Below are 18,089 nucleotides of genomic sequence, written 5' to 3'. Positions count from 1 at the left end.
CATGTCTGTAAGACGTTTCTTTCTGGATATCTCGCCGCTGATCGAAAGCCGGGCCTTCCGCTTTGCCTACTTCGCTCGGGCCGCCACGGTGCTGGTCACCGGCATGTTGATGGTGGCTGCCAGCGTACAGCTTTATGATCTGACCAAATCCAGTGTGGCTGTTGCTTTCCTGAATGTGTCCATGGCCACCCCCATGGTGCTGGCACTGATTGCGGGCGGTGTTTTGTCGGACCGCATGGACAGGCGCAGTCTGATGGTCTGGTCGCGCAGTGTCTACATCCTCAGCGTGCTGCTGTTCCTGATCAATACGCTGCTGCCCAACCCGCAGGTCTGGCTGATCTATGTAGCCGCTGCCATTGGTGGCGCGGCGGGCGGCATCAGCGTACCGGCCATGATGTCGGCCACCCCGGCCCTGGTCGGTCGAGACAAGCTGGCCGCTGCCGCTGCCCTGTCCGGTTTGGCCATGCAGTTGGGCGGCATTATCGGCCCCGCACTGGCAGGCGTTCTGATCTCTGGCCCTGGCCTGATTTTCTGCTACGTGATCGTGCTGTGCGGTGTCATTGTCACCCCTTTGCTCTTACGCGCTCTGCCGCCCTTGCCTCCGCAAGCGGGCAAGCAGCCCCAGAAAAACGCCTTCCAATCCCTGCGCGATGGCCTTGCCTTTGTAGCCAGCCACCCTTTGCTGCGCGCCCTGTTGCTGATTGATCTGGCCGCCCTGATTTTGGCCACGCCCTTGGCCTTGATGCCCGAGTGGGGCGACACCATTCTGAACATGGGCGCTACCGCCACCGGCTATCTCTACGCCGCCCCGGCGGTAGGTGCCACGCTGGCTGCCCTGTCCAGTGGCTGGTGCCGCCAAGTGTCCCGTCCCGGTGCCGCCATTGTGCTTGCCGTACTGATCTGGGGTCTGGCTGTTGCCGCCCTGTCCCTGCAAACCACCTTATGGTGGGCACTGATCTGCCTGGCCATCATGGGCGCAGCCGACACCATCTCCAAAATCATGCGTATGGCGCTGGTTCAGCACCACACCCCCGATTACCTGCTGGGCCGTGTTTCCAGTCTGTGGATGACGCAATACTCCCTGGGCCAGGCCCTGGGCAATATGCAAATGGGCTATCTGTCCCGCCTGCTTGGACCGGCAGTCGCTGTGGCCATCGGTGGTCTGGCTTGCGCTGCGGTCGCAGGTGGTTTCGGCGTGTTCAATCAAGGTCTGCGGTCAGCCCGCAAACAGGATGGCCCACCCCATGCCTGACATCTCGATTTTGTTCTATCCACGCCTGCTGCACGCCTGTAGAAAGAGCTCCTACATGGACCGTCTTGTCGACCGAACTTTTATTTAGGATTAAAAGATGCTAATCAATGTCAATTGCATTCGTCGTACCCCCGCTGCCCTGCTACGCAAGGCCGGCCTGAGCGCCGCCGTCCTGTCCCTGTCTCTGGCCAACGCCTTTGCGGCTCCTGCCTTTGACCAGCCTGACGCTGACTTCCGTGGTTCCATGAATGCTGCTGGCGTGGTCTACGCAGGCACCGAAGCTCAACTGGCAGGCCGTGGTTTTACGCCCGGCCAGGAAGTGATTCTGCTGCAAAACGGCCACACCCTGACCCCCAAAGCGCTGGTTGCTGACAAGGAAGGCAATCTGAGCACCACCCTTGCCATTCCAGCCGAAGCCGCCGTTGGCGTGCATCCCGTGGTCATGCAGGTCAGCAAGCCATCGACCGCTGGCATCTTCAACCTGAAAGTTTCCCCTAAAGTTGAGCTGAGCGGTCAGGACAAATTTGAACTGCAATCCCAGCACCTGGTGCCCGGCTTGTACCAAAGCGCCTACAGCCCCAAGAACAAAATGCTGTTCGTGACTTCTGCCGTGGGCCGTCCACCCGTCAAGCAATCGCAATTGCTCAAAGTTAACCCCAAGACCCTGGCCGTTGAAGCCAGCGTGACCCCCGCCGCTCAACAAAGCCGCAATGATGGCCAGGTTCAAGCTGTTTATGGCGTGGACGTGGACGATGCGCACGGCCATGTTTGGGTCACCAACACCCGCAGTAATACAGTCGCGGTCTACAGTCAAAAAGACCTGAAACTGGTGAAACAGTTTGAGGATGGTGCCGCCAGCCACGCCCGTGACGTTGTAGTGGATCAGAAAAACCAACGCGCCTATGTCTCCTCGCCCGGCTCCAAGCTGATTTCTGTTTTTGACACGAAGAAATTGGCGACACTGGACCCCATCGAACTGAAATCCCAAACTCGCGGCCAGCTCAGCCCCATGAGCCTCGCCCTGGATGACGAGAATGGCCGTCTGTACACCGTCAGCGCCAGCACCAATGAGCTGCTTATCATCGACCTTAAAGACGGCAATGCTCAGACCGTCTATGCCCTGCCAGGCTCACGTGGCGCGGCCGGTGTGGCCGTGGATAGCAAAAACGGACAAATCTACGTGGCCTCCCAGGGCAGCGACAACCTGCTGATCGTCAACGCCAAAGACGGCTCCGTCCAGCACGACATCAAAATCGGCGCTGGCGCTTTGAACGTAGCCTTCGATCCCAAGACATCCTTGGCGTACGTGGCCTCCCGTGGTGCGGGCACCGTGACCGCCGTGAACGGCAAGGGCGAAATCGTTGCCAACCTGGACGGTGGCAGCTTCCCCAACCACGTTTCCCTGGATGGCGACGGCAATGCCTACCTGGTCAACAAATCCAAAGGTAAGGATGACCAGACTGCTGACCGTATCACTCGTATCCACCTGAAGTAAGCCGCCTGACGCGCCCCTTTCATAAAAAGGGGCGCAAAGGCAAAACCCTTGCCCTTAAAAAGGACTCCTATGAACAGCCGTATAGCCGACCAAGTCCGCCCCGCCACCATTGAAGAATGGTTAAGGCATTACCGGGCCGACAGCAGCGTATTTGCCTCTCCCACCGTCAGTTTGATGGCACACGGCACGGCACTGGAGCGGCATACCCATAATGCCCAAGGACAATTGCTGTCAGATGCCCAGACCTTGCTGTCACAAGCCGCACAACAAGGTCTGGACGCCCCCCTGCTACTGGGTGTGATTCCCTTTAACCCGGCCCGCGAAGCCTATTTACGCGTGCCCAAGGAATACCGACGCGATCCCGTCTTGCTGCGCCCGGTCCAGCGCCCACCGCTGGCCAAATCCGGCAACAGCATTGCCAGCCAAAGCCTGCTGCCCAACGGTGCGGGCTACGAAGACAGCGTCAGCCGCATCCTGGCAACGATGCGCGAACAAAACATCTCCAAAACCGTGATGGCCCGTACCGTGACCATCACGCTGAACGAAGCCCTGGATCGTCAGACTGTGTTGAGCAATATGCTCCACAGCAATCCGGCTGGCTACACCTACGCCCTGCCCTTGCCAGGTGGCAAGGCCCAAGACCCAGATCTGTTTTTTGGAGCCAGCCCCGAGCTGTTGGTGCGCCGCCAAGGCGATCTGGTTACCGTCAACCCGCTGGCAGGTACAGCCCCGCGCTTTGCCGATCCGCAACGCGATCAGGCCAGCGCAGAAACCCTGATGGCGTCCAGCAAAGACCTGCGTGAACATGCCTACGTGATCCAGGACGTAGTACGCATCCTGTCCCAGTTCTGCGACTGCCTGGACGTGCCCGACGGCCCCAGCCTGACCAGCACCGCCAATCTGTGGCACCTGTCCACGCGTATCAGTGGCCGTTTGCGTGACCCATCCGTCACCTCTCTGGAACTGGCATTGGCCATGCACCCCACACCGGCCGTGTGCGGTTTGCCCACCCAGCCCGCCATGCAAGCCATCGAAGCCACCGAGGTCTTTGACCGCGGCTACTTTGCGGGTGCCGTAGGCTGGAACGACCACGAAGGCAACGGCGAATGGGCCGTGGCCATCCGCTGCGGCCACTACACCCAGCAAAATCTGACCTTATCGGCTGGCGCTGGCATTGTGGACGGCTCCGTCCCTGCCCTGGAGCGTCAGGAAACCGGCAATAAACTCATGACCCTGATCAACTCCCTGGGTCTGGCACAAAACATCACTCTTTAACGGAGACACGGTTCATGACCATTCACGCCTTGCCCAGCTACGAGCTGCCTCAAACCCCCGTAGCCAACCGCGTCAATTGGCGGCCTCAGGCCAATCGTGCCGCCCTGCTCATTCACGATATGCAGACCTACTTTCTGCAGAAATACGATATGAGCCAGGCTCCGATCCCCATGTTGATCGAACGCATCGCGGCCCTGCGCGAGGTCTGCCACTCGCTGGGCATTCCCGTGTTCTACACCGCCCAGCCTACCGAGCAGCCCGAGAAAGACCGTGCCCTGCTCAACGATTTCTGGGGCCCTGGCCTGACCGCCACCGAATTTCACACTCAACAAGCCGTCGTGCCCGAGCTGGCACCGGCCGAACAGGACATCATGCTGACCAAATGGCGCTACAGCGCCTTTCAGCGCTCCGACCTGCGCGAGCAACTGCGTCACCTGGGCCGCGACCAACTGATCATCACCGGCGTCTACGCCCACATCGGCTGCATGACCACCGCTCTGGAAGCCTTCATGCAAGACGTGCAGCCCTTCCTGGCCATTGACGGCGTTGCCGACTTCTCGCTGCAAGAACACCACATGGCCATCCGTCACGTCTCGCAACGCTGCGGCGTCAGCCTGACCTGCGCCGAAATCCAGGACAGCCTGCAACGCTAAACAGGGAGTACACATGAGCACACAAGAATTTGCAGGTGAATGCGTTGCCGTCACGGGCGCGGCCCGTGGCATCGGCGCCTCTGTGACCAAACTGCTGCTGGAGCGAGGCGCCAGCATCATCGCCCTGGACCTGGATGTAGAAGGCCTGACCCAACTGAGCCAATCCGAATACAGTGATCGGGTTTCCTGCCACCTGGTCGACATCAGCCAGGCCGATGCCGTTGATGCAGCGCTGGCCCAAGGCCAGGAAAAACTGGGCCCCATCCAGCGCCTGGCCTGTGTCGCGGGCGTCCTGCAAATGGGCCGCATCACCGAACTGAGTAACGAGCAATGGGACCGCACTTTCGCCATCAACACCACCGGCGTCTTTAACGTCTGTCGCAACGTGGCCAAAGGCATGATAGAGCGCAAACAAGGCGCCATCGTCAACGTCAGCTCTAACTCCGCCGCCACTCCCCGCATCGCCATGGGCGCCTACGCCGCCTCCAAAGCTGCCGTCACCCAACTGAGCCGCTGCCTGGGGCTGGAACTGGCCCCACACGGTATCCGGGTGAACATCATCTCCCCCGGCTCCACCGACACCCCCATGCAACAAGCCATGTGGGCGCAAGGTAGCTCGCGCGAAACGGTTATCGCAGGCTCCGGCGAGAACTACCGTCTGGGCATCCCCCTGCAGAAAATTGCCACCCCCGAAGAAATTGCTGAAGCCGTGCTGTTCCTGCTCTCGGACCGCGCCAGCCACATCACCCTGTCTGACTTGCGCGTGGACGGCGGTGCCACACTGGACCAAGGCTAAACAGCCAGACGCAAAAAAGGGCGGATTCTCCGCCCTTTTTTATTACCCTTGACCCGTCCTGAATTAAGTTGACACTTTTTCTCCTTATCGAAGGAGAGTCAATGGAGACAAGGCATTCGACACAGCCAAGGTGATTACAGCTTGGCTTTTAAATTGCGGGGGGTCGAGCAAGTTGACCTACAAGCAGGCTCATCAACGCTTGGTACTCAAGGTCACTCAACCGTTTTAGTATAGTGCCGTCAACACGGCTTGCAGGACTGACCCGTCCTGAGCGACATTGACACTTTTTCCCTGTCAAAAAAGCATGAATTGAGACACTGAATCCGAAGTCACCAACGTGATGACTCGTCTGGCTTTTAAATCACCAAACGAAAAACTCCAGATAACAGCATGCCCACATCCATACGAGTGATCACGCCGATAAGAACGGATCACAGCATGCCAAGCCAAGGAAAAACACCAGCAAACCGAATTACGAGGAGTGTGGCCAAGTGGAGCCAGACTCAGTCAGATCAAATCAGGTCAGGTCAGGTCAGGTCAGGTCAGGTCAGGTCAGGTCAGGTCAGGTCAGCATCAGATTAGCCCACATTGCCGACAACACCCTACGGCATCATCCCCTAGCCCAGTCAAATCTTCTGCACTAGATCGAGCAACTCCAGCGCCCCCAACGAGTCCCCCATCAAAAATTGAAAGCAGGCCCACTCAAGAGCCCCGCCGGAGCCTGCCCCGACCCGAACAGCCCCCGGTCCACTCTCCTGAGCCTGTCTGTATGTAGCCCGTCCCTCACAGCTTAAGTCCAGATGCAGCTACTTCTTCTCCTCAGCCGGAACCTCACCCTGCTCAATCCCAAACAAATGCTCCAGCCCCAACGCCAACGCATCCCGCCAAGCCACAAAATCATGTGCCGTCGCACTTTCCACGTAACGCACGTCATACCCTTGCGCCCGCAGCACATCATCCAAATGACGATTAGCCTGCACCAGGCTGACATCCCGGCTGGAGCCAGAGGACTCAAATACCCCAGCACTCATGTAAATCTTCACTGGCACAGCAGGCGAGTCCGCCATCTGCCGCGTCAGCCACTGCCCGCGCGCCTGACCGGCGGGAGCCCACCAGAACGAGCCTGACATGCTCAAAACATTGCCAAACAACTGCGGCAATCGCCAGGCCGCATGCATGGCAGCCAAACCACCATAACTGGAACCACCAATCGCCGTCTTATCTGCTGTCGATTGCACACCCTGAGCACTCAACCAAGGCATCAGCTCCTTTTCCAGAAACTGAATATAAGCCTCATTCGGCGGCAACTCGCGTGCACGCTCCGCCATGCCTGGATTATCCACCAGGACCAACCACATCGGCGCCACACGCCCCTGCGCAATCAAGGAATCCAGCATGGCAGGCGCGCGCGCCAAATCCCGATAGTCACGGCCATCAAACAAAATCAAGGTGTGATCAATTTCCTGAGCCCGAGTACCAGCAGGCTGATAAATCTGCACCTGCCGCTCCACACCCAGAGCCTCACTGGGCAAGCGTTCCGTACGCCATTGCCCCTGCCCCAACTGCTGCGGCTCCAGATTCACCACCTGGGCCGGTGCCTGCGTCAAACGCAAGACCGAATCGCCATCGAACAGATCCTTGCTGTTCTCCGGCAATACCCTGAAATTGTGAGGATCCCGCTGCAAGGCTGCACGCAACACTTCACGCGCCAGATTCTGGCCTACATAAGGCACATCCGGTGCCATGCGATAGGCAAAGCGGGCATCACGCGGCAAATCGTAGGTGATGTACCAGATATCGGACTGGCCCAAACGATGCATGCGATCGCTATAAGAGAAGGGGCCACCATGCAGACGAACCTCGTTTTGGGCCCCGCGCCAGACAAACGTGACGCGATCATGCGTATTGCTGTAGCGTTCCACCAAAGGCGAGCCGACACGCTGCACATAGTCCCAGAAACCGCGAGACGACTCACCCGCCCGCAAACGCATGCTCCACTGACGGATCACATCACCTTGCAAAGGCTCGGCCTGAACGGGAGCTTGAGGCGCCGTGACGGATGCCACCTGCCACTGGTACTCGCCCTGCCCCAGCACACGCAAACGATACTCGCCCGCCGTGCTGGCAATAAAACCAAAAGAACCACCTCGCTCCGGGGCATCCGCCCAATGACGAATCGCCTTGCCATCCGGGCCGAACAGCTCCAGCATCACATCACCACTGTGCTGCCAACTGCCTTGCACCAGATCATTGTGCTGCAAGCTCAATATGCGTTCATGATGTTCGTGCGGCTGAACCTCACCCTGAGCCGAGGGCAGCGTAGCCGCCCAAGCCGACCCGAGCATTCCCACCATCAATACAGCAACAACAGGTGCGCGCAACATACATCCTCCTAAACGCCGGTTTGCCGCAGGACAATCCCAGTACCAAGAAGCAGTATACGATCAAAAATAATCAGCGCACCCCTTGGCTGACGCGAGATGGCGCCATTGATCACTCCAGGCGGAAAGCCTGAATCAAACGATCCAGCTCTTGCACCTGGTCCTGCAATTCGCTGGAGGTGTGTGCCACCTGGTTCACCATCTCCGCGTTTTGTTGAGTAGCCGAATCCAGCTGCCCCACAGCCACGTTAATCTGCTCGATACCAATCGTTTGCTCGCGGGTAGAAGCGGCAATCTCATGCACAATCGTCATCACTTGCGAACTGCCCGTGACCATCTCATCGATCACCTCACCCACCTGCCCCATCAATCTGGCCCCTTCCCGAGTACTGTCGGAGGATGCTTCCACCAATTGAGCAATCTCCTGGGCAGAGGCCGTGGTACGCTGCGCCAAGGCACGCACCTCACCGGCCACCACCGCAAAGCCTCGACCTTGCTCACCGGCCCGTGCCGCTTCCACAGCCGCATTCAACGCCAGAATATTGGTCTGGAAAGCAATCGAGTTGATCACAGTCGTAATATCTGCCACCTTGCCGCTGGAGTCACGAATCGCATCCATGCGGTCCACCAGCTCGCTGACCATCTGACCACCATGCTGAGCGGTTTTCTGCACCTGGCTGGAGACTTCCTCGGCACGCATGGCGTTCTCTTCGCTCATACGCACTGTGCCGGTCATCTCTTCCATGGCCGATGCCGTTTCCTGCAAGGCCGCCGCCTGCTGAGTGGTGCGGCTGGACAGCTCCAGATTGCCAGCGGACAGTTGCGAGGTATCGTCCGCAATCACTCCGCTGCTGTGCTGCAAGGTGCGCATGACGTCATTTAGCTTCAAACGCATCTGCTCGATGGACGCCATCACGCTATTGTCCGGAATCGAACGCAGGGAGTGGGCAACCCGCAAATCACCATCGGCAATTGCTTGGGCAGCGCCATGTAAAACGGTGGGTTCGGCACCCAGCTCGGCCAAAATCTGGCGCGCCAGAAACACCGTCACTGCCGACACCAGCACAATAATCAACAAAAACACCACCGAGGAGCTGAGCAGGCGGCTTAGAAAACTGTCCTTGATGTTATCGATATACACGCCCGAGGTCAGCACCCAGTCCCACTGGGCCACCCCTTTGCCATAGGCCAGTTTGGGCGCATTGCTCTTGTCAGTGAGTTTGGGCCAGTGATATTCCAGAAACCCTTCACCGCCATTGCTGGCAATACGGCTCATCTCGGCAAAGGGATGTACCCCATTGCTATCGACCACGGCACTGACGTCCTGGCCATCAAGATCTGGTCGCGTGGGGTTCATGATGGACACGACGTCAGTCGATAAAACCGACACATAACCTTCCTGTCCAAAGCGGATACTGGCAATGCGTTGCAGCGCCTGTTTTTGCGCCTCTTCCTTGCTGAGGACGCCTTTGCTGACCAATTGCTGGTAGTCCTGCGTAATGCTCACTGCAATATTGACGATGTGCTGCAAACTGCTTTTTCGCTCTTGCATCTGTGCCTGATAGAGCTGGTAGTTCACAAACGTAAAAACCGCCGCCAACGCCATCAAACACAAGATCAATGGCAACCACAATTTCTGTTTCAAACCCAAACGCATCATATTCCCCGAGCAGCACTGAAAAGACAGGTCCCAGGTATGCAAAAACCGACCGTGTCAAAACGGTCGGCCTGCCAGGAGGCCCCATCGAACAAGCTGGGTAACGGCCTCGGGCTTAAAATACTTAATCAAAGTTACATATAGAGATAATTGATACTAAGGCGGCTTATGAAACACTTCCGCTTACACGCCGGGAAGCGTCATGACCTTGGCCAAAAGAGGGCTCACTGCTGGCTAACGTCAGCAAGAAACCGTCTTCAGACATTAACTCCGAGGTCAGACGGCCCTGGTAATGGCCCAATTCCAGACTCAGCGCCAGATCACGCTGCTCCAGGTTATCGACGCCTTTAATAACCAGTTCAAAACCCTGTTCGCTCAGCAAATGGCACCCGGTTTCCAGCAAAGCCTTGAAGGTGGGCTCACGGCAGGCGCGCTGAATGACCTCGGCTTCCAGCTTGACGCCACTAATCGGCCAGCCCCGCAAGCGGCTAAGCTTGTGGTTTTCAATGTCAGTGCTGGTCAGCCAGACCTGAATGTCCTGCTCTTTCAGGAACTGCAAGGCCTGCATCAGTTCCGGCGTTTCTTCCAGTTCCTGGTCGCTGAACAAATCCAGCTCCACGCAGCAAGGCTGCAACTCAAACTGACGCAACATAGCCGGCATGCGCTTATAGATAGGAAGCACCATATCGATAGGCAGTTTCAGGCCAATATGGCTGGCGCGCAGCGAATAGTCTTGCCACCAGCGACGCACATCGGCCATCAAGGTGCGCAGCATCCACTCACACAAGGCCTGGCGGTGAATCGAGTCCGGCATATGACGCAGCACCAGATCCGAGGACAGGCGCAAGCCGGTGGGCGCTGTCCAGAACACCTGGGCATCCACGCCACTGTACTGGCCAGTACTCGTGGCCACACGCAACTGATAAGAAAAAGACAGTGCTTCGCTAGCCTGGGGATCGAGCACATCTAACGTTTCCAACGCGTGCAGCAATTCCAGCGGCGTAGGCTGGGACGCTTCCTGCTCGATGCGCGGAGTGTAAAACTCCATAATCTCGGTGTCTTGCAGCTCTTGCTGGGCGATTAATTTACCCGTAAAGGTATAACCCCAACCATGCACCGACTTGATCGGCAAAGCCACGCCCGCCTGACTGGCCTTGCGGCGCAAACGGCTGATCAAAGAATCCACGGCACGGCTGTCGCTAGCCGCCAGACCCTTGTCACGCATCAGGTCTTCACGGCTGAAACGGGCATCCGCATGCCGTATGAATGCATCCATTAATTGACGTTCGCTATGCGTCAGCTCCAGGCCCACACCATTAGGAGCTACCAGGGTCCAGCCCTTGTCACGCAGGATCCACTCCTGCTGCCCGCTATGTTCCTGAACCTCTTGCATCGCCTGGGAGGCACTCACGGCAGCATAAACATTACGGCGGCGCACGGCATGGCACCAGGCCATCAACTCGGGAACTTGCACATCCAGTGCCAGACAAGCATCCGCCCCCGTCAGCAACAACTGTACTCGCGCACTGGCAGACAGGCCGGACTGAACGGCCACAATACCCAAAGAGCCAAAGTCATTGCGCAATTTGGCCACCATCAACGGTACGTAGCCCGCCTCAACGGGGAACAGCAGCAGATCAGCCTGGCTCAGGCGTGCCTCGGCGACCTGCTCCAAGGAGCTGACAACGCTTGTTTTGGTACCGAAAACCCGCAGTTGCTCCAGCCAGTAGTGCAAGCCCTCGCCTTCTTCCAAAACAATCAACACGCAGCGTGCATGTTCCATAAGCGCCTACTATTTAATTATTGCCAGCGCTGCGATGATCCAAGTGCAGGCCGACAATACTATTTTTTATCAATAGTTGGAATTATCACTTCTAGAATACAGAGCACAAAGTAAAGAATGGTCAAATGTGGCGTTTGAAATTTTTTGTCTTCAAAATAACGCCTGCCTTACCCTCTGAACCAGAGCGGGATTATTTTCCAACACTGATTTCTTAAAATACCCATCTCACAAATAATTATAGTTTTCATAACACAAGGGTATAAAAAACCCGCTCGAAAGCGGGTTGCTCTAGCTCAAGACTGGCTGGAATAGTTATTGGGCAGCGGCCTGCAGACGGGACTGCAACTGGTCAACAGGCAACCAGCCATCCACACGACTGCCATCAGCAAAATAAATAGCCGGTGTACCTTGGATGCGCAGTTTCTGCCCAGCGGCCAGTATTTGATCCAGGGGATGTTCACACGAGGCTTTCTCAGGCCGGGCTCCACCCCCCATCCAGTCGCTCAGAGTTTTAGCCGGGTTCTGTGCACACCAGATATCCTCGGCTTTACGGCGGCTATCGGGGCCCAGAATGGGGAACATCAGACTATAAACCGTAATATTGTCGATCTCCTGCAAAGTGGTATGCAGACGTTTGCAATAACCGCAATTGGGATCTTCAAAAACCACCATTTGGCGACTCCCATCGCCTTTCACCAGCTTAATGGCTTTATCCAGCGGTAAGTCATTCAGTGAAACACGGCTGAGCTCCTGCATGCGTCGCTCGGTCAAGTCAATTCGATTTTTACTATCCAGCAAAGAACCCTGCATCACAAAATTGGCCTGCGGATCGGTATAAAGCAAGGTTCCGCCTACCTCCACTTCCAGCAGATTGGGAAACGGTGTGGCACGAATACCATCCACCGTCACGCCCGGAAAAACCGCCTCAAACGCTTGGCGAGTAGCCTCGAAACGCGTGTCTATTTTGGCAGGGCCGGCTGCCTGAGCCAGGCCACACAGCGACAACAGGGCCAGGGCCAGGGCCAAGACAGAACGAAGGTGCAACATCATGACGTACTTCCTTTGCTAATCAACAAGGCTCTAGCGGCCTTAGAACAGGAGAGCGCCTGGTTTGATTCCAGCCGCATGAGCAATCAGGCGGCGTTTGACCCAAGGCAGGCGGTCCACCACTTGCATACCGGCATTACGCAACATGGAGATCGGAGCCCCCGGTGCCGCAAACAGACGGTACAGACCATCGGTGGCAGCGCGCATGGCTGCGATAGGTTCGGCGCGTGCGCGTTTGTAGCGATTAAGCACACGCATATCACCCACCGAATAATGCGGGCCGCGCTCGGACAACACCTTGATCAGAGCTTCGATATCGCCCAGACCCAGATTCAATCCCTGACCGGCCAAAGGATGCACGCGATGCGCCGCATCACCGACCAAGGCCACGCCGGGCGACACCAGGCCACTACGCTCAAAGGTCAAAGGGAAACCGTGTACCGGGCTACGCAAGCTTAACTGCCCCAAACGGCCATTCGATAAGGAGAACAAGCTGTTTTGCAGATATTGCGCCTGCTCCTCTGAGGGCATGGCCAACACTTTGTCGGCCTGCGCTTGCGGCACGGACCAGACCATGGAGACTTGCGGCTTGCCATCCACATCCGGCATAGGCAACAGGGCCAGAATCGAATCGCCGGTAAACCACTGCAAGGCAACTTGCTGATGTGGCCGCTCTACATTGAAGTGGGCCACCAAACCGGCATCGCCATATTCACGTCCGTGGTGCTCAATTCCGGCTGCAGTACGCAGTCCCGATCGAGCCCCATCCGCACCTACAAACAAGTCCGCAGTGATGCGTTTTTGCCCGGCGGTCAAAATGGTATTGCCTTCCAGATGCTCGAAGCGGTCTTCAATCCAGGGCACTCCAAATACTTGCAATGCCTGATACAGCGCCTGCTCCATCTGACCGGACTCAACAATCCAGGCCAAATAGTCCTGCGCATCCTGCCAGGCATGCAAATTCAGACAAGCACCGCCATCACCATGCACTTCCATGGCCTGCACCGGCGAAATGCGCTGGGCTGACATCAAGTTCCAGACACCCAGTTGCGCCAAAAAACGCTGACTGGCCACCGAGACAGCATAGACACGGGGGTGATACTGCCCGCCCGCCAGCTCCATAGGCTTGTAGGCGGGGGACAAGATGCTGACATCAAACCCAGCCTTGCATAAACCCAGGGCGCTGGCCATACCGGCCAAGGCCCCACCACACACCACAATCCGTTCTTTATTCATCGCGCGCTCGGTTCTCCTGCCTGACGTGGCCACAGCAGCCACATTTGCCCCTGCTGCTTCATGCGTCCGGCCTGTGCACCCGCCTGATCGCCCGTACCCCAGTACAAGTCGGTACGTGCAGGCCCCTTGATGGCCGCACCCGTGTCCTGGGCAAAGACCAGCCGCTGCAAAGGCTGCTTAGTTGCAGGTTGCGAAGTGGCCAGATACACCGGCGTACCCAAGGGTACATAAGTGGGGTCAATAGCAACGGAGCGCAGGCCAATCAAAGGAATGCCATAAGCGCCTTTAGGCCCCAGTTCCGGGTCCACAATGGTCTCTTCACGAAAGAAAACCATGGCCGTATTTACATTCATCATTTCCTGAACACGGTGCGGATTGCGCTTGGCCCAGGCTTTGATGTTTTGCATGGAGGTCTGGGCCAAAGGCATCTCGCCCTGCTTGGCCAGCCATTGACCTACGGAAGCGTAAGGACGTCCGTTATGATCGGCATAGGCCAGGCGTACGGCACTGCCATCGGGCAGTACGGCACGGCCCGAACCTTGAATCTGCAAGAAAAAACCTTCTACCGGGTCTTTCGCGTACACAATCACGGGCGGCTGGCGCTCCGACTGGGCCATGATCTGTTCGCGCGTATCGTACGGCACAATGCGTTTGCCCACTTGCTTGCCACGAATACGCTTGCCAGCCAGCTCGGGATATAAGCTGCCCAGATCAATCGTCAGCAAATCATCCGGCGCAGCGAACAGCGGCCACTGATAGCCAGCGCTGCGAGTACGGGAAGCCTGGAGCAAAGGCTCGTAATAGCCCGTGACAGTGTTTTGAGCCACCTTGCCATCGCCGGTCAACAAGCGCCAGGGCTGCAACTGTTGCTGTAGAAAATTGCGTACAGCCGCCGTATCTTTGGTGTCAGCGTTCAGGCCCGCAGCCGCCGCAGCTTGGCAGACAGGCTGCCAGGCACGAGGGTTGGCACGAGCAGGCATAGCCAATGATCCACTGACCGGACGCATCAAACCCTTGCAGTTATTGATAAAGCCTTTCCAGACATGATCCAGCGAATCGGCCTGCCAGCCTGGCAAGGTTGACCAGCTCACGGCCTGATAGCGCCCCGCCAGCGCCCGCGCCGGGGTTTCCGGCAGAGCCGACACGGACGGCACCTGCAAAGGCTGCAAGGCGATATCAGGACCACTGTCTGCGGTGCCCGGAGCCGTTGACGAAGAGCCCTGATCCACAGGCGTGGTTGAACAGGCGCTTAATGCCAACAGTACGGCTGGCACGCAATAAATTAACTTCATGGCTGGATTTGGCCCTTAGTGCAAGGTACGGGGGGAGGAAAGGATGAACTCCTGGATGAGGACCTCAAAGGGCACACCATTTTCACCTACACATTGATAGCTGCCACGCATGGTGCCAAACGGTGTATTTAAGGGACAGCCACTGGTGTACTCGAAGGTCTCGCCGGGAGCGAGCACCGGCTGTTGTCCCACAACACCCAGGCCACGCACTTCCTGAACCTGCTGATTGTCGTCCGTAATGATCCAGTGACGACTGATAATCTGGGCCGTCTGCTGTCCATTGTTGGTAATCCGTACGGTATAGGCAAACACGTATTGATTGCTCTCGGGCTCGGATTGCTCAGGCAGGTACTGGGGCGTGATTTGCACCTCAATATCGTCAGGCTTCATGATGGATTCCAGGTTACGGCTGTACAAATACGGGGCGCTGCACAGCCCCCCGCTTGAAACTATAATAATGACATATGGCCACGATTTTCGTGATGTCTAATCTTTACGGCACCTATTATGTCCCAAGCCAGCACCACACGTATCGCTCCCAGTATTTTATCGGCTGACTTCGCCCGTCTGGGAGAAGAAGTCCGCAATGTCATTGCCGCCGGAGCCGACTGGGTTCATTGCGACATCATGGACAACCACTTTGTACCCAACCTGACTTTCGGTCCCATGGTCTGTGCTGCGCTGCGCCCCCACACCACCGCTCCCATCGACGTACACCTGATGGTAGAACCCGTAGACGCACTTATCCCTGAATTTGCCAAGGCGGGTGCCGACTACATCAGTTTTCACCCCGAAGCCTCGCGCCACGTGGATCGCACGTTATCGCTGATCCGTGACCACGGCTGTAAGGCCGGCCTGGTGTTCAACCCGGCCACCCCGCTGAACTGGATGGATCATTTGATGGACAAGTTGGATCTGGTCTTGCTGATGTCCGTTAACCCTGGCTTTGGTGGCCAGGCTTTCATCCCCAGCGCCATGGACAAGCTGCGTCAGGCCCGCGCCCGCATTGATGCCTGGACGGCAGAAGGTGGCCAGCCCATCCTGCTGCAAATCGACGGCGGTGTGAAAGTGGACAATATCGGGGCCATTCGTGCTGCCGGTGCTGACACCTTTGTGGCCGGTTCCGCTATTTTTGGCCAGCCCGACTACGCTCAGGTCATCCGCGACATGCGTGCTCAAATCGCTTTGGCAGAGCAAGCTTAAGCACTATGCCCGGCCCGCCAACAGGCTGGGCCGCGGCAAATACCAGCCACCTTATCTACTGCAGCATCGTACTGCGGTTGTAGCAGCCCTGCTGCATCGTATTGTCTGGCCGACGGCGCTCCACAAACAAGGCATTACCCTGCACCCGTTTGGCCTGCGCCTTGGCTGAACTGGCCAGCTCCGCAATTAAAGAGCCCGAATACAATTCGGGCTCATCAACAGTAACGACACCTAAAGACAGGCTCACAAGCGGGTGAAACACCAGCACACCCTGGCGGTTCTCAGCCAAATAACCGCCTGCTTGCCGGTGCTCCATTCGATACAAGGACTCCAGCTCTTTTTCCAGTTCGTCCAAAATACCTTGGCAGCGCTCAGCCCAATCCGGGCTGGTAAACACCAAAATAAAATCATCTCCCCCCACATGACCCACAAAGTCCATGCGCGCAACGGCATATCGAGTAAAGAGCTCTGCCATGGAACGCAGTAACTCATCTCCTTTGCGATAGCCGTATAAGTCGTTATAGGGTTTGAAATGATCCAGGTCCGCATAACATACGGCAAAGCTCTGTCGATTACGCAACAAACCCTCTATATGCTCATCAATGGGCACATTGCCCGGCAATTGCGTCAGTGGATTGGCATAGCGGGCCGTCATGATCTGAATCTGCGTAATTTCACGCATGAGCTCCACACTAGAGCCCAAGCCCAAGTACTCATCCGCACCCGTGATGATGAACCCATCACTGAGCGCCTCGCCCTCGCCCTGCGTCATCAAAGTGCCCAGCTCCAGCAGACTGGTATCGCAGTCCACAATCAATGGCGGCGTTTCAATAAACAAGGAGCATGGCTTATTACCATACAGTTCGCGGTGATAAGGACGTGCCAATTGGTCGTAAAGCTGACTACGACGCAAAATCCCCGTTGGCCTGTCGCCCCGCAACAAAGCCACCGCACTCAAATCAGGGTGGCTTTGAAAGAGTTCATAAACGCGATTGGTCGGAGTGTGGTCCGGAACAGCCGGCGCCGCACGCAGCAAACGCCGCACACTCATCGAATCCCGGCCCTGCACTTGGCGCTGGGCCCGCACGGTGGAAGGGCCAAACAAAGCAGCCTGGGCCGGTTCCAATTGAGGGGGAGGGTTGGGTTGGGGCCGACACAGCAAATAACCCTGGCCGCAGGTCACACCCAAATAACGCAAGGTGCGCAATTCCGCCCCAGTTTCAATTCCTTCGGCAATCACAATAGAGTGCGCGTGATTGGCAATATCGCAAATGGAGCGCACCAACTGCTGCTTGAGCACATCGGTATCAATATCGCGCACAAAATATTTGTCGATTTTGACGTATTCGGGCCGCAACTCGGACCACAAACGCAGCGAGGCATAACCTTCGCCCAGATCATCAATCGCAAACTGCAGGCCTTCTTTTCGATATAGCTCAATTGCCTGATTCAAATAATCGTAGCTGTCGGTGCGCTCGGACTCGGTCAGCTCGACCACCACGCGGCTCCAATCAATACCATCGAGTTGTGGCATGCCTGTACGCGGTTCAATGCGGGCCGAGGGCAACAGCCCCATCACGACATCCGGACTGGAGTTCAGAAACAGTTTGCCAGCCAAACCCTGCTGGTTAAAGCTATTGACCAAAGTATGGCAACATAGCTCTTCCAGATCCCATAAGCGCCCGCACTGTCGAGCAGCGTCAAACAAGGCTAGGGGCGAATAAAAACTGGTGTCCTTCGGACCTCGAATCAAACCCTCGTAACCCAGAATCAAGCCAGACTGCAGATCTACAATAGGCTGAAACACGGGCGTAACTTGTTTTTCTAAGAGAATCTGATGAAATGTCTCGAACATCATTCTTCCGCTCCTAGGGCCTTTCTGAACAGACCATCGAAAGCCAATCTTGTACCAAAATACGGTTTGCTCACTAAATTGATAAGCCCGCGCGCAGTAAGGAGCTTTAACATGATGAATCAAACGAAATGAAAACTCGATTTTCCGGAAACTATTTCTGCTCG

At 56.9% G+C, this 18,089-nt stretch carries 14 protein-coding genes; 6 read left to right on the top strand and 8 right to left on the bottom strand.

What is annotated here, in order from left to right:
- The first annotated feature begins 1 nt into the window (after position 1).
- The 5 genes from entS (at position 2) to OKX01_RS01330 (ending at position 5,471) form a co-directional block, all read left to right on the top strand.
- Positions 2 to 1,252 (top strand): enterobactin transporter EntS, encoded by a 1,251-nt coding sequence (gene entS / locus OKX01_RS01350; RefSeq protein ID WP_264672328.1) that lies wholly within the window; start codon positions 2 to 4, stop codon positions 1,250 to 1,252.
- A gap of 97 nt (positions 1,253 to 1,349) precedes the next feature.
- A complete protein-coding gene (locus tag OKX01_RS01345; RefSeq protein WP_264672327.1) occupies positions 1,350 to 2,747 on the top strand; it encodes an SMP-30/gluconolactonase/LRE family protein in 1,398 nt (465 codons plus the stop codon).
- Positions 2,748 to 2,816: 69 nt separating this feature from the next.
- Positions 2,817 to 4,022 (top strand): isochorismate synthase MenF, encoded by a 1,206-nt coding sequence (locus tag OKX01_RS01340; RefSeq protein ID WP_264672326.1) that lies wholly within the window; start codon positions 2,817 to 2,819, stop codon positions 4,020 to 4,022.
- A gap of 14 nt (positions 4,023 to 4,036) precedes the next feature.
- On the top strand, positions 4,037 to 4,675 hold the full coding sequence (locus OKX01_RS01335; RefSeq protein WP_094195363.1) for an isochorismatase family protein: 639 nt from the start codon (positions 4,037 to 4,039) through the stop codon (positions 4,673 to 4,675).
- A gap of 13 nt (positions 4,676 to 4,688) precedes the next feature.
- Entirely contained in the window at positions 4,689 to 5,471 is a 783-nt protein-coding gene (locus OKX01_RS01330) for a 2,3-dihydro-2,3-dihydroxybenzoate dehydrogenase (protein WP_094195362.1), read from the top strand.
- A gap of 806 nt (positions 5,472 to 6,277) precedes the next feature.
- Here the strand turns inward: OKX01_RS01330 and OKX01_RS01325 are convergent.
- The 7 genes from OKX01_RS01325 to apaG all read right to left on the bottom strand — a co-directional run bounded on the left by OKX01_RS01325 (position 6,278) and on the right by apaG (position 15,257).
- Entirely contained in the window at positions 6,278 to 7,855 is a 1,578-nt protein-coding gene (locus OKX01_RS01325) for an alpha/beta hydrolase (RefSeq protein WP_264672325.1), read from the bottom strand.
- 109 nt (positions 7,856 to 7,964) lie between these two features.
- Entirely contained in the window at positions 7,965 to 9,512 is a 1,548-nt protein-coding gene (locus OKX01_RS01320; protein WP_264672324.1) for a methyl-accepting chemotaxis protein, read from the bottom strand.
- Between the two features lie 163 nt (positions 9,513 to 9,675).
- The gene (locus OKX01_RS01315) at positions 9,676 to 11,292 is read right to left on the bottom strand and encodes an EAL domain-containing protein (RefSeq protein ID WP_264672323.1); all 1,617 of its coding nucleotides are present in this window, start codon (positions 11,290 to 11,292) and stop codon (positions 9,676 to 9,678) included.
- 312 nt (positions 11,293 to 11,604) lie between these two features.
- Complete coding sequence (locus OKX01_RS01310; protein WP_264672322.1) at positions 11,605 to 12,342, bottom strand: DsbC family protein; 738 nt, start codon at positions 12,340 to 12,342, stop codon at positions 11,605 to 11,607.
- Positions 12,343 to 12,381: 39 nt separating this feature from the next.
- Positions 12,382 to 13,575 carry an FAD-dependent monooxygenase gene (locus OKX01_RS01305; protein WP_264672321.1) on the bottom strand — a complete coding sequence of 398 codons (1,194 nt, stop codon included), beginning with the start codon at positions 13,573 to 13,575 and terminating at the stop codon, positions 12,382 to 12,384.
- Complete coding sequence (locus tag OKX01_RS01300; RefSeq protein ID WP_264672320.1) at positions 13,572 to 14,867, bottom strand: murein transglycosylase A; 1,296 nt, start codon at positions 14,865 to 14,867, stop codon at positions 13,572 to 13,574. Before OKX01_RS01300 ends, OKX01_RS01305 begins: the two co-directional genes overlap by 4 nt.
- Before the next feature lie 15 nt (positions 14,868 to 14,882).
- Positions 14,883 to 15,257 (bottom strand): Co2+/Mg2+ efflux protein ApaG, encoded by a 375-nt coding sequence (apaG, locus tag OKX01_RS01295; protein WP_094195355.1) that lies wholly within the window; start codon positions 15,255 to 15,257, stop codon positions 14,883 to 14,885.
- A 117-nt stretch (positions 15,258 to 15,374) separates the two neighbouring features.
- Here apaG and rpe point away from each other — a divergent pair, with 117 nt between their 5' ends.
- Positions 15,375 to 16,070, top strand: a complete 696-nt coding sequence (gene rpe, locus OKX01_RS01290) for a ribulose-phosphate 3-epimerase (protein WP_094195354.1) — start codon at positions 15,375 to 15,377, stop codon at positions 16,068 to 16,070.
- Between the two features lie 55 nt (positions 16,071 to 16,125).
- On the opposite strand, the gene OKX01_RS01285 is transcribed toward rpe, so the two are convergent.
- A complete protein-coding gene (locus OKX01_RS01285; protein ID WP_264672319.1) occupies positions 16,126 to 17,928 on the bottom strand; it encodes a GGDEF domain-containing protein in 1,803 nt (600 codons plus the stop codon).
- Positions 17,929 to 18,089 lie beyond the last annotated feature (161 nt).

This window comes from Alcaligenes sp. SMD-FA, from assembly GCF_025960365.1.
GTDB lineage: Bacteria > Pseudomonadota > Gammaproteobacteria > Burkholderiales > Burkholderiaceae_B > Alcaligenes > Alcaligenes aquatilis.
Note: the sequence above shows the minus strand (reverse complement) of the source record. Positions and strands in the feature narration are given on the sequence as shown.

Coding starts and splice junctions, on each gene's coding strand:
- OKX01_RS01300 (WP_264672320.1), bottom strand. CDS start 14,867: ATGAAGTTAATTTATTGCGTGCCAGCCGTACTGTTGGCATTAAGCGCC.
- OKX01_RS01310 (WP_264672322.1), bottom strand. CDS start 12,342: ATGATGTTGCACCTTCGTTCTGTCTTGGCCCTGGCCCTGGCCCTGTTG.
- OKX01_RS01285 (WP_264672319.1), bottom strand. CDS start 17,928: ATGATGTTCGAGACATTTCATCAGATTCTCTTAGAAAAACAAGTTACG.
- OKX01_RS01305 (WP_264672321.1), bottom strand. CDS start 13,575: ATGAATAAAGAACGGATTGTGGTGTGTGGTGGGGCCTTGGCCGGTATG.
- OKX01_RS01320 (WP_264672324.1), bottom strand. CDS start 9,512: ATGATGCGTTTGGGTTTGAAACAGAAATTGTGGTTGCCATTGATCTTG.
- OKX01_RS01335 (WP_094195363.1), top strand. CDS start 4,037: ATGACCATTCACGCCTTGCCCAGCTACGAGCTGCCTCAAACCCCCGTA.
- rpe (WP_094195354.1), top strand. CDS start 15,375: ATGTCCCAAGCCAGCACCACACGTATCGCTCCCAGTATTTTATCGGCT.
- OKX01_RS01315 (WP_264672323.1), bottom strand. CDS start 11,292: ATGGAACATGCACGCTGCGTGTTGATTGTTTTGGAAGAAGGCGAGGGC.
- OKX01_RS01325 (WP_264672325.1), bottom strand. CDS start 7,855: ATGTTGCGCGCACCTGTTGTTGCTGTATTGATGGTGGGAATGCTCGGG.
- OKX01_RS01330 (WP_094195362.1), top strand. CDS start 4,689: ATGAGCACACAAGAATTTGCAGGTGAATGCGTTGCCGTCACGGGCGCG.
- apaG (WP_094195355.1), bottom strand. CDS start 15,257: ATGAAGCCTGACGATATTGAGGTGCAAATCACGCCCCAGTACCTGCCT.
- OKX01_RS01345 (WP_264672327.1), top strand. CDS start 1,350: ATGCTAATCAATGTCAATTGCATTCGTCGTACCCCCGCTGCCCTGCTA.
- OKX01_RS01340 (WP_264672326.1), top strand. CDS start 2,817: ATGAACAGCCGTATAGCCGACCAAGTCCGCCCCGCCACCATTGAAGAA.
- entS (WP_264672328.1), top strand. CDS start 2: ATGTCTGTAAGACGTTTCTTTCTGGATATCTCGCCGCTGATCGAAAGC.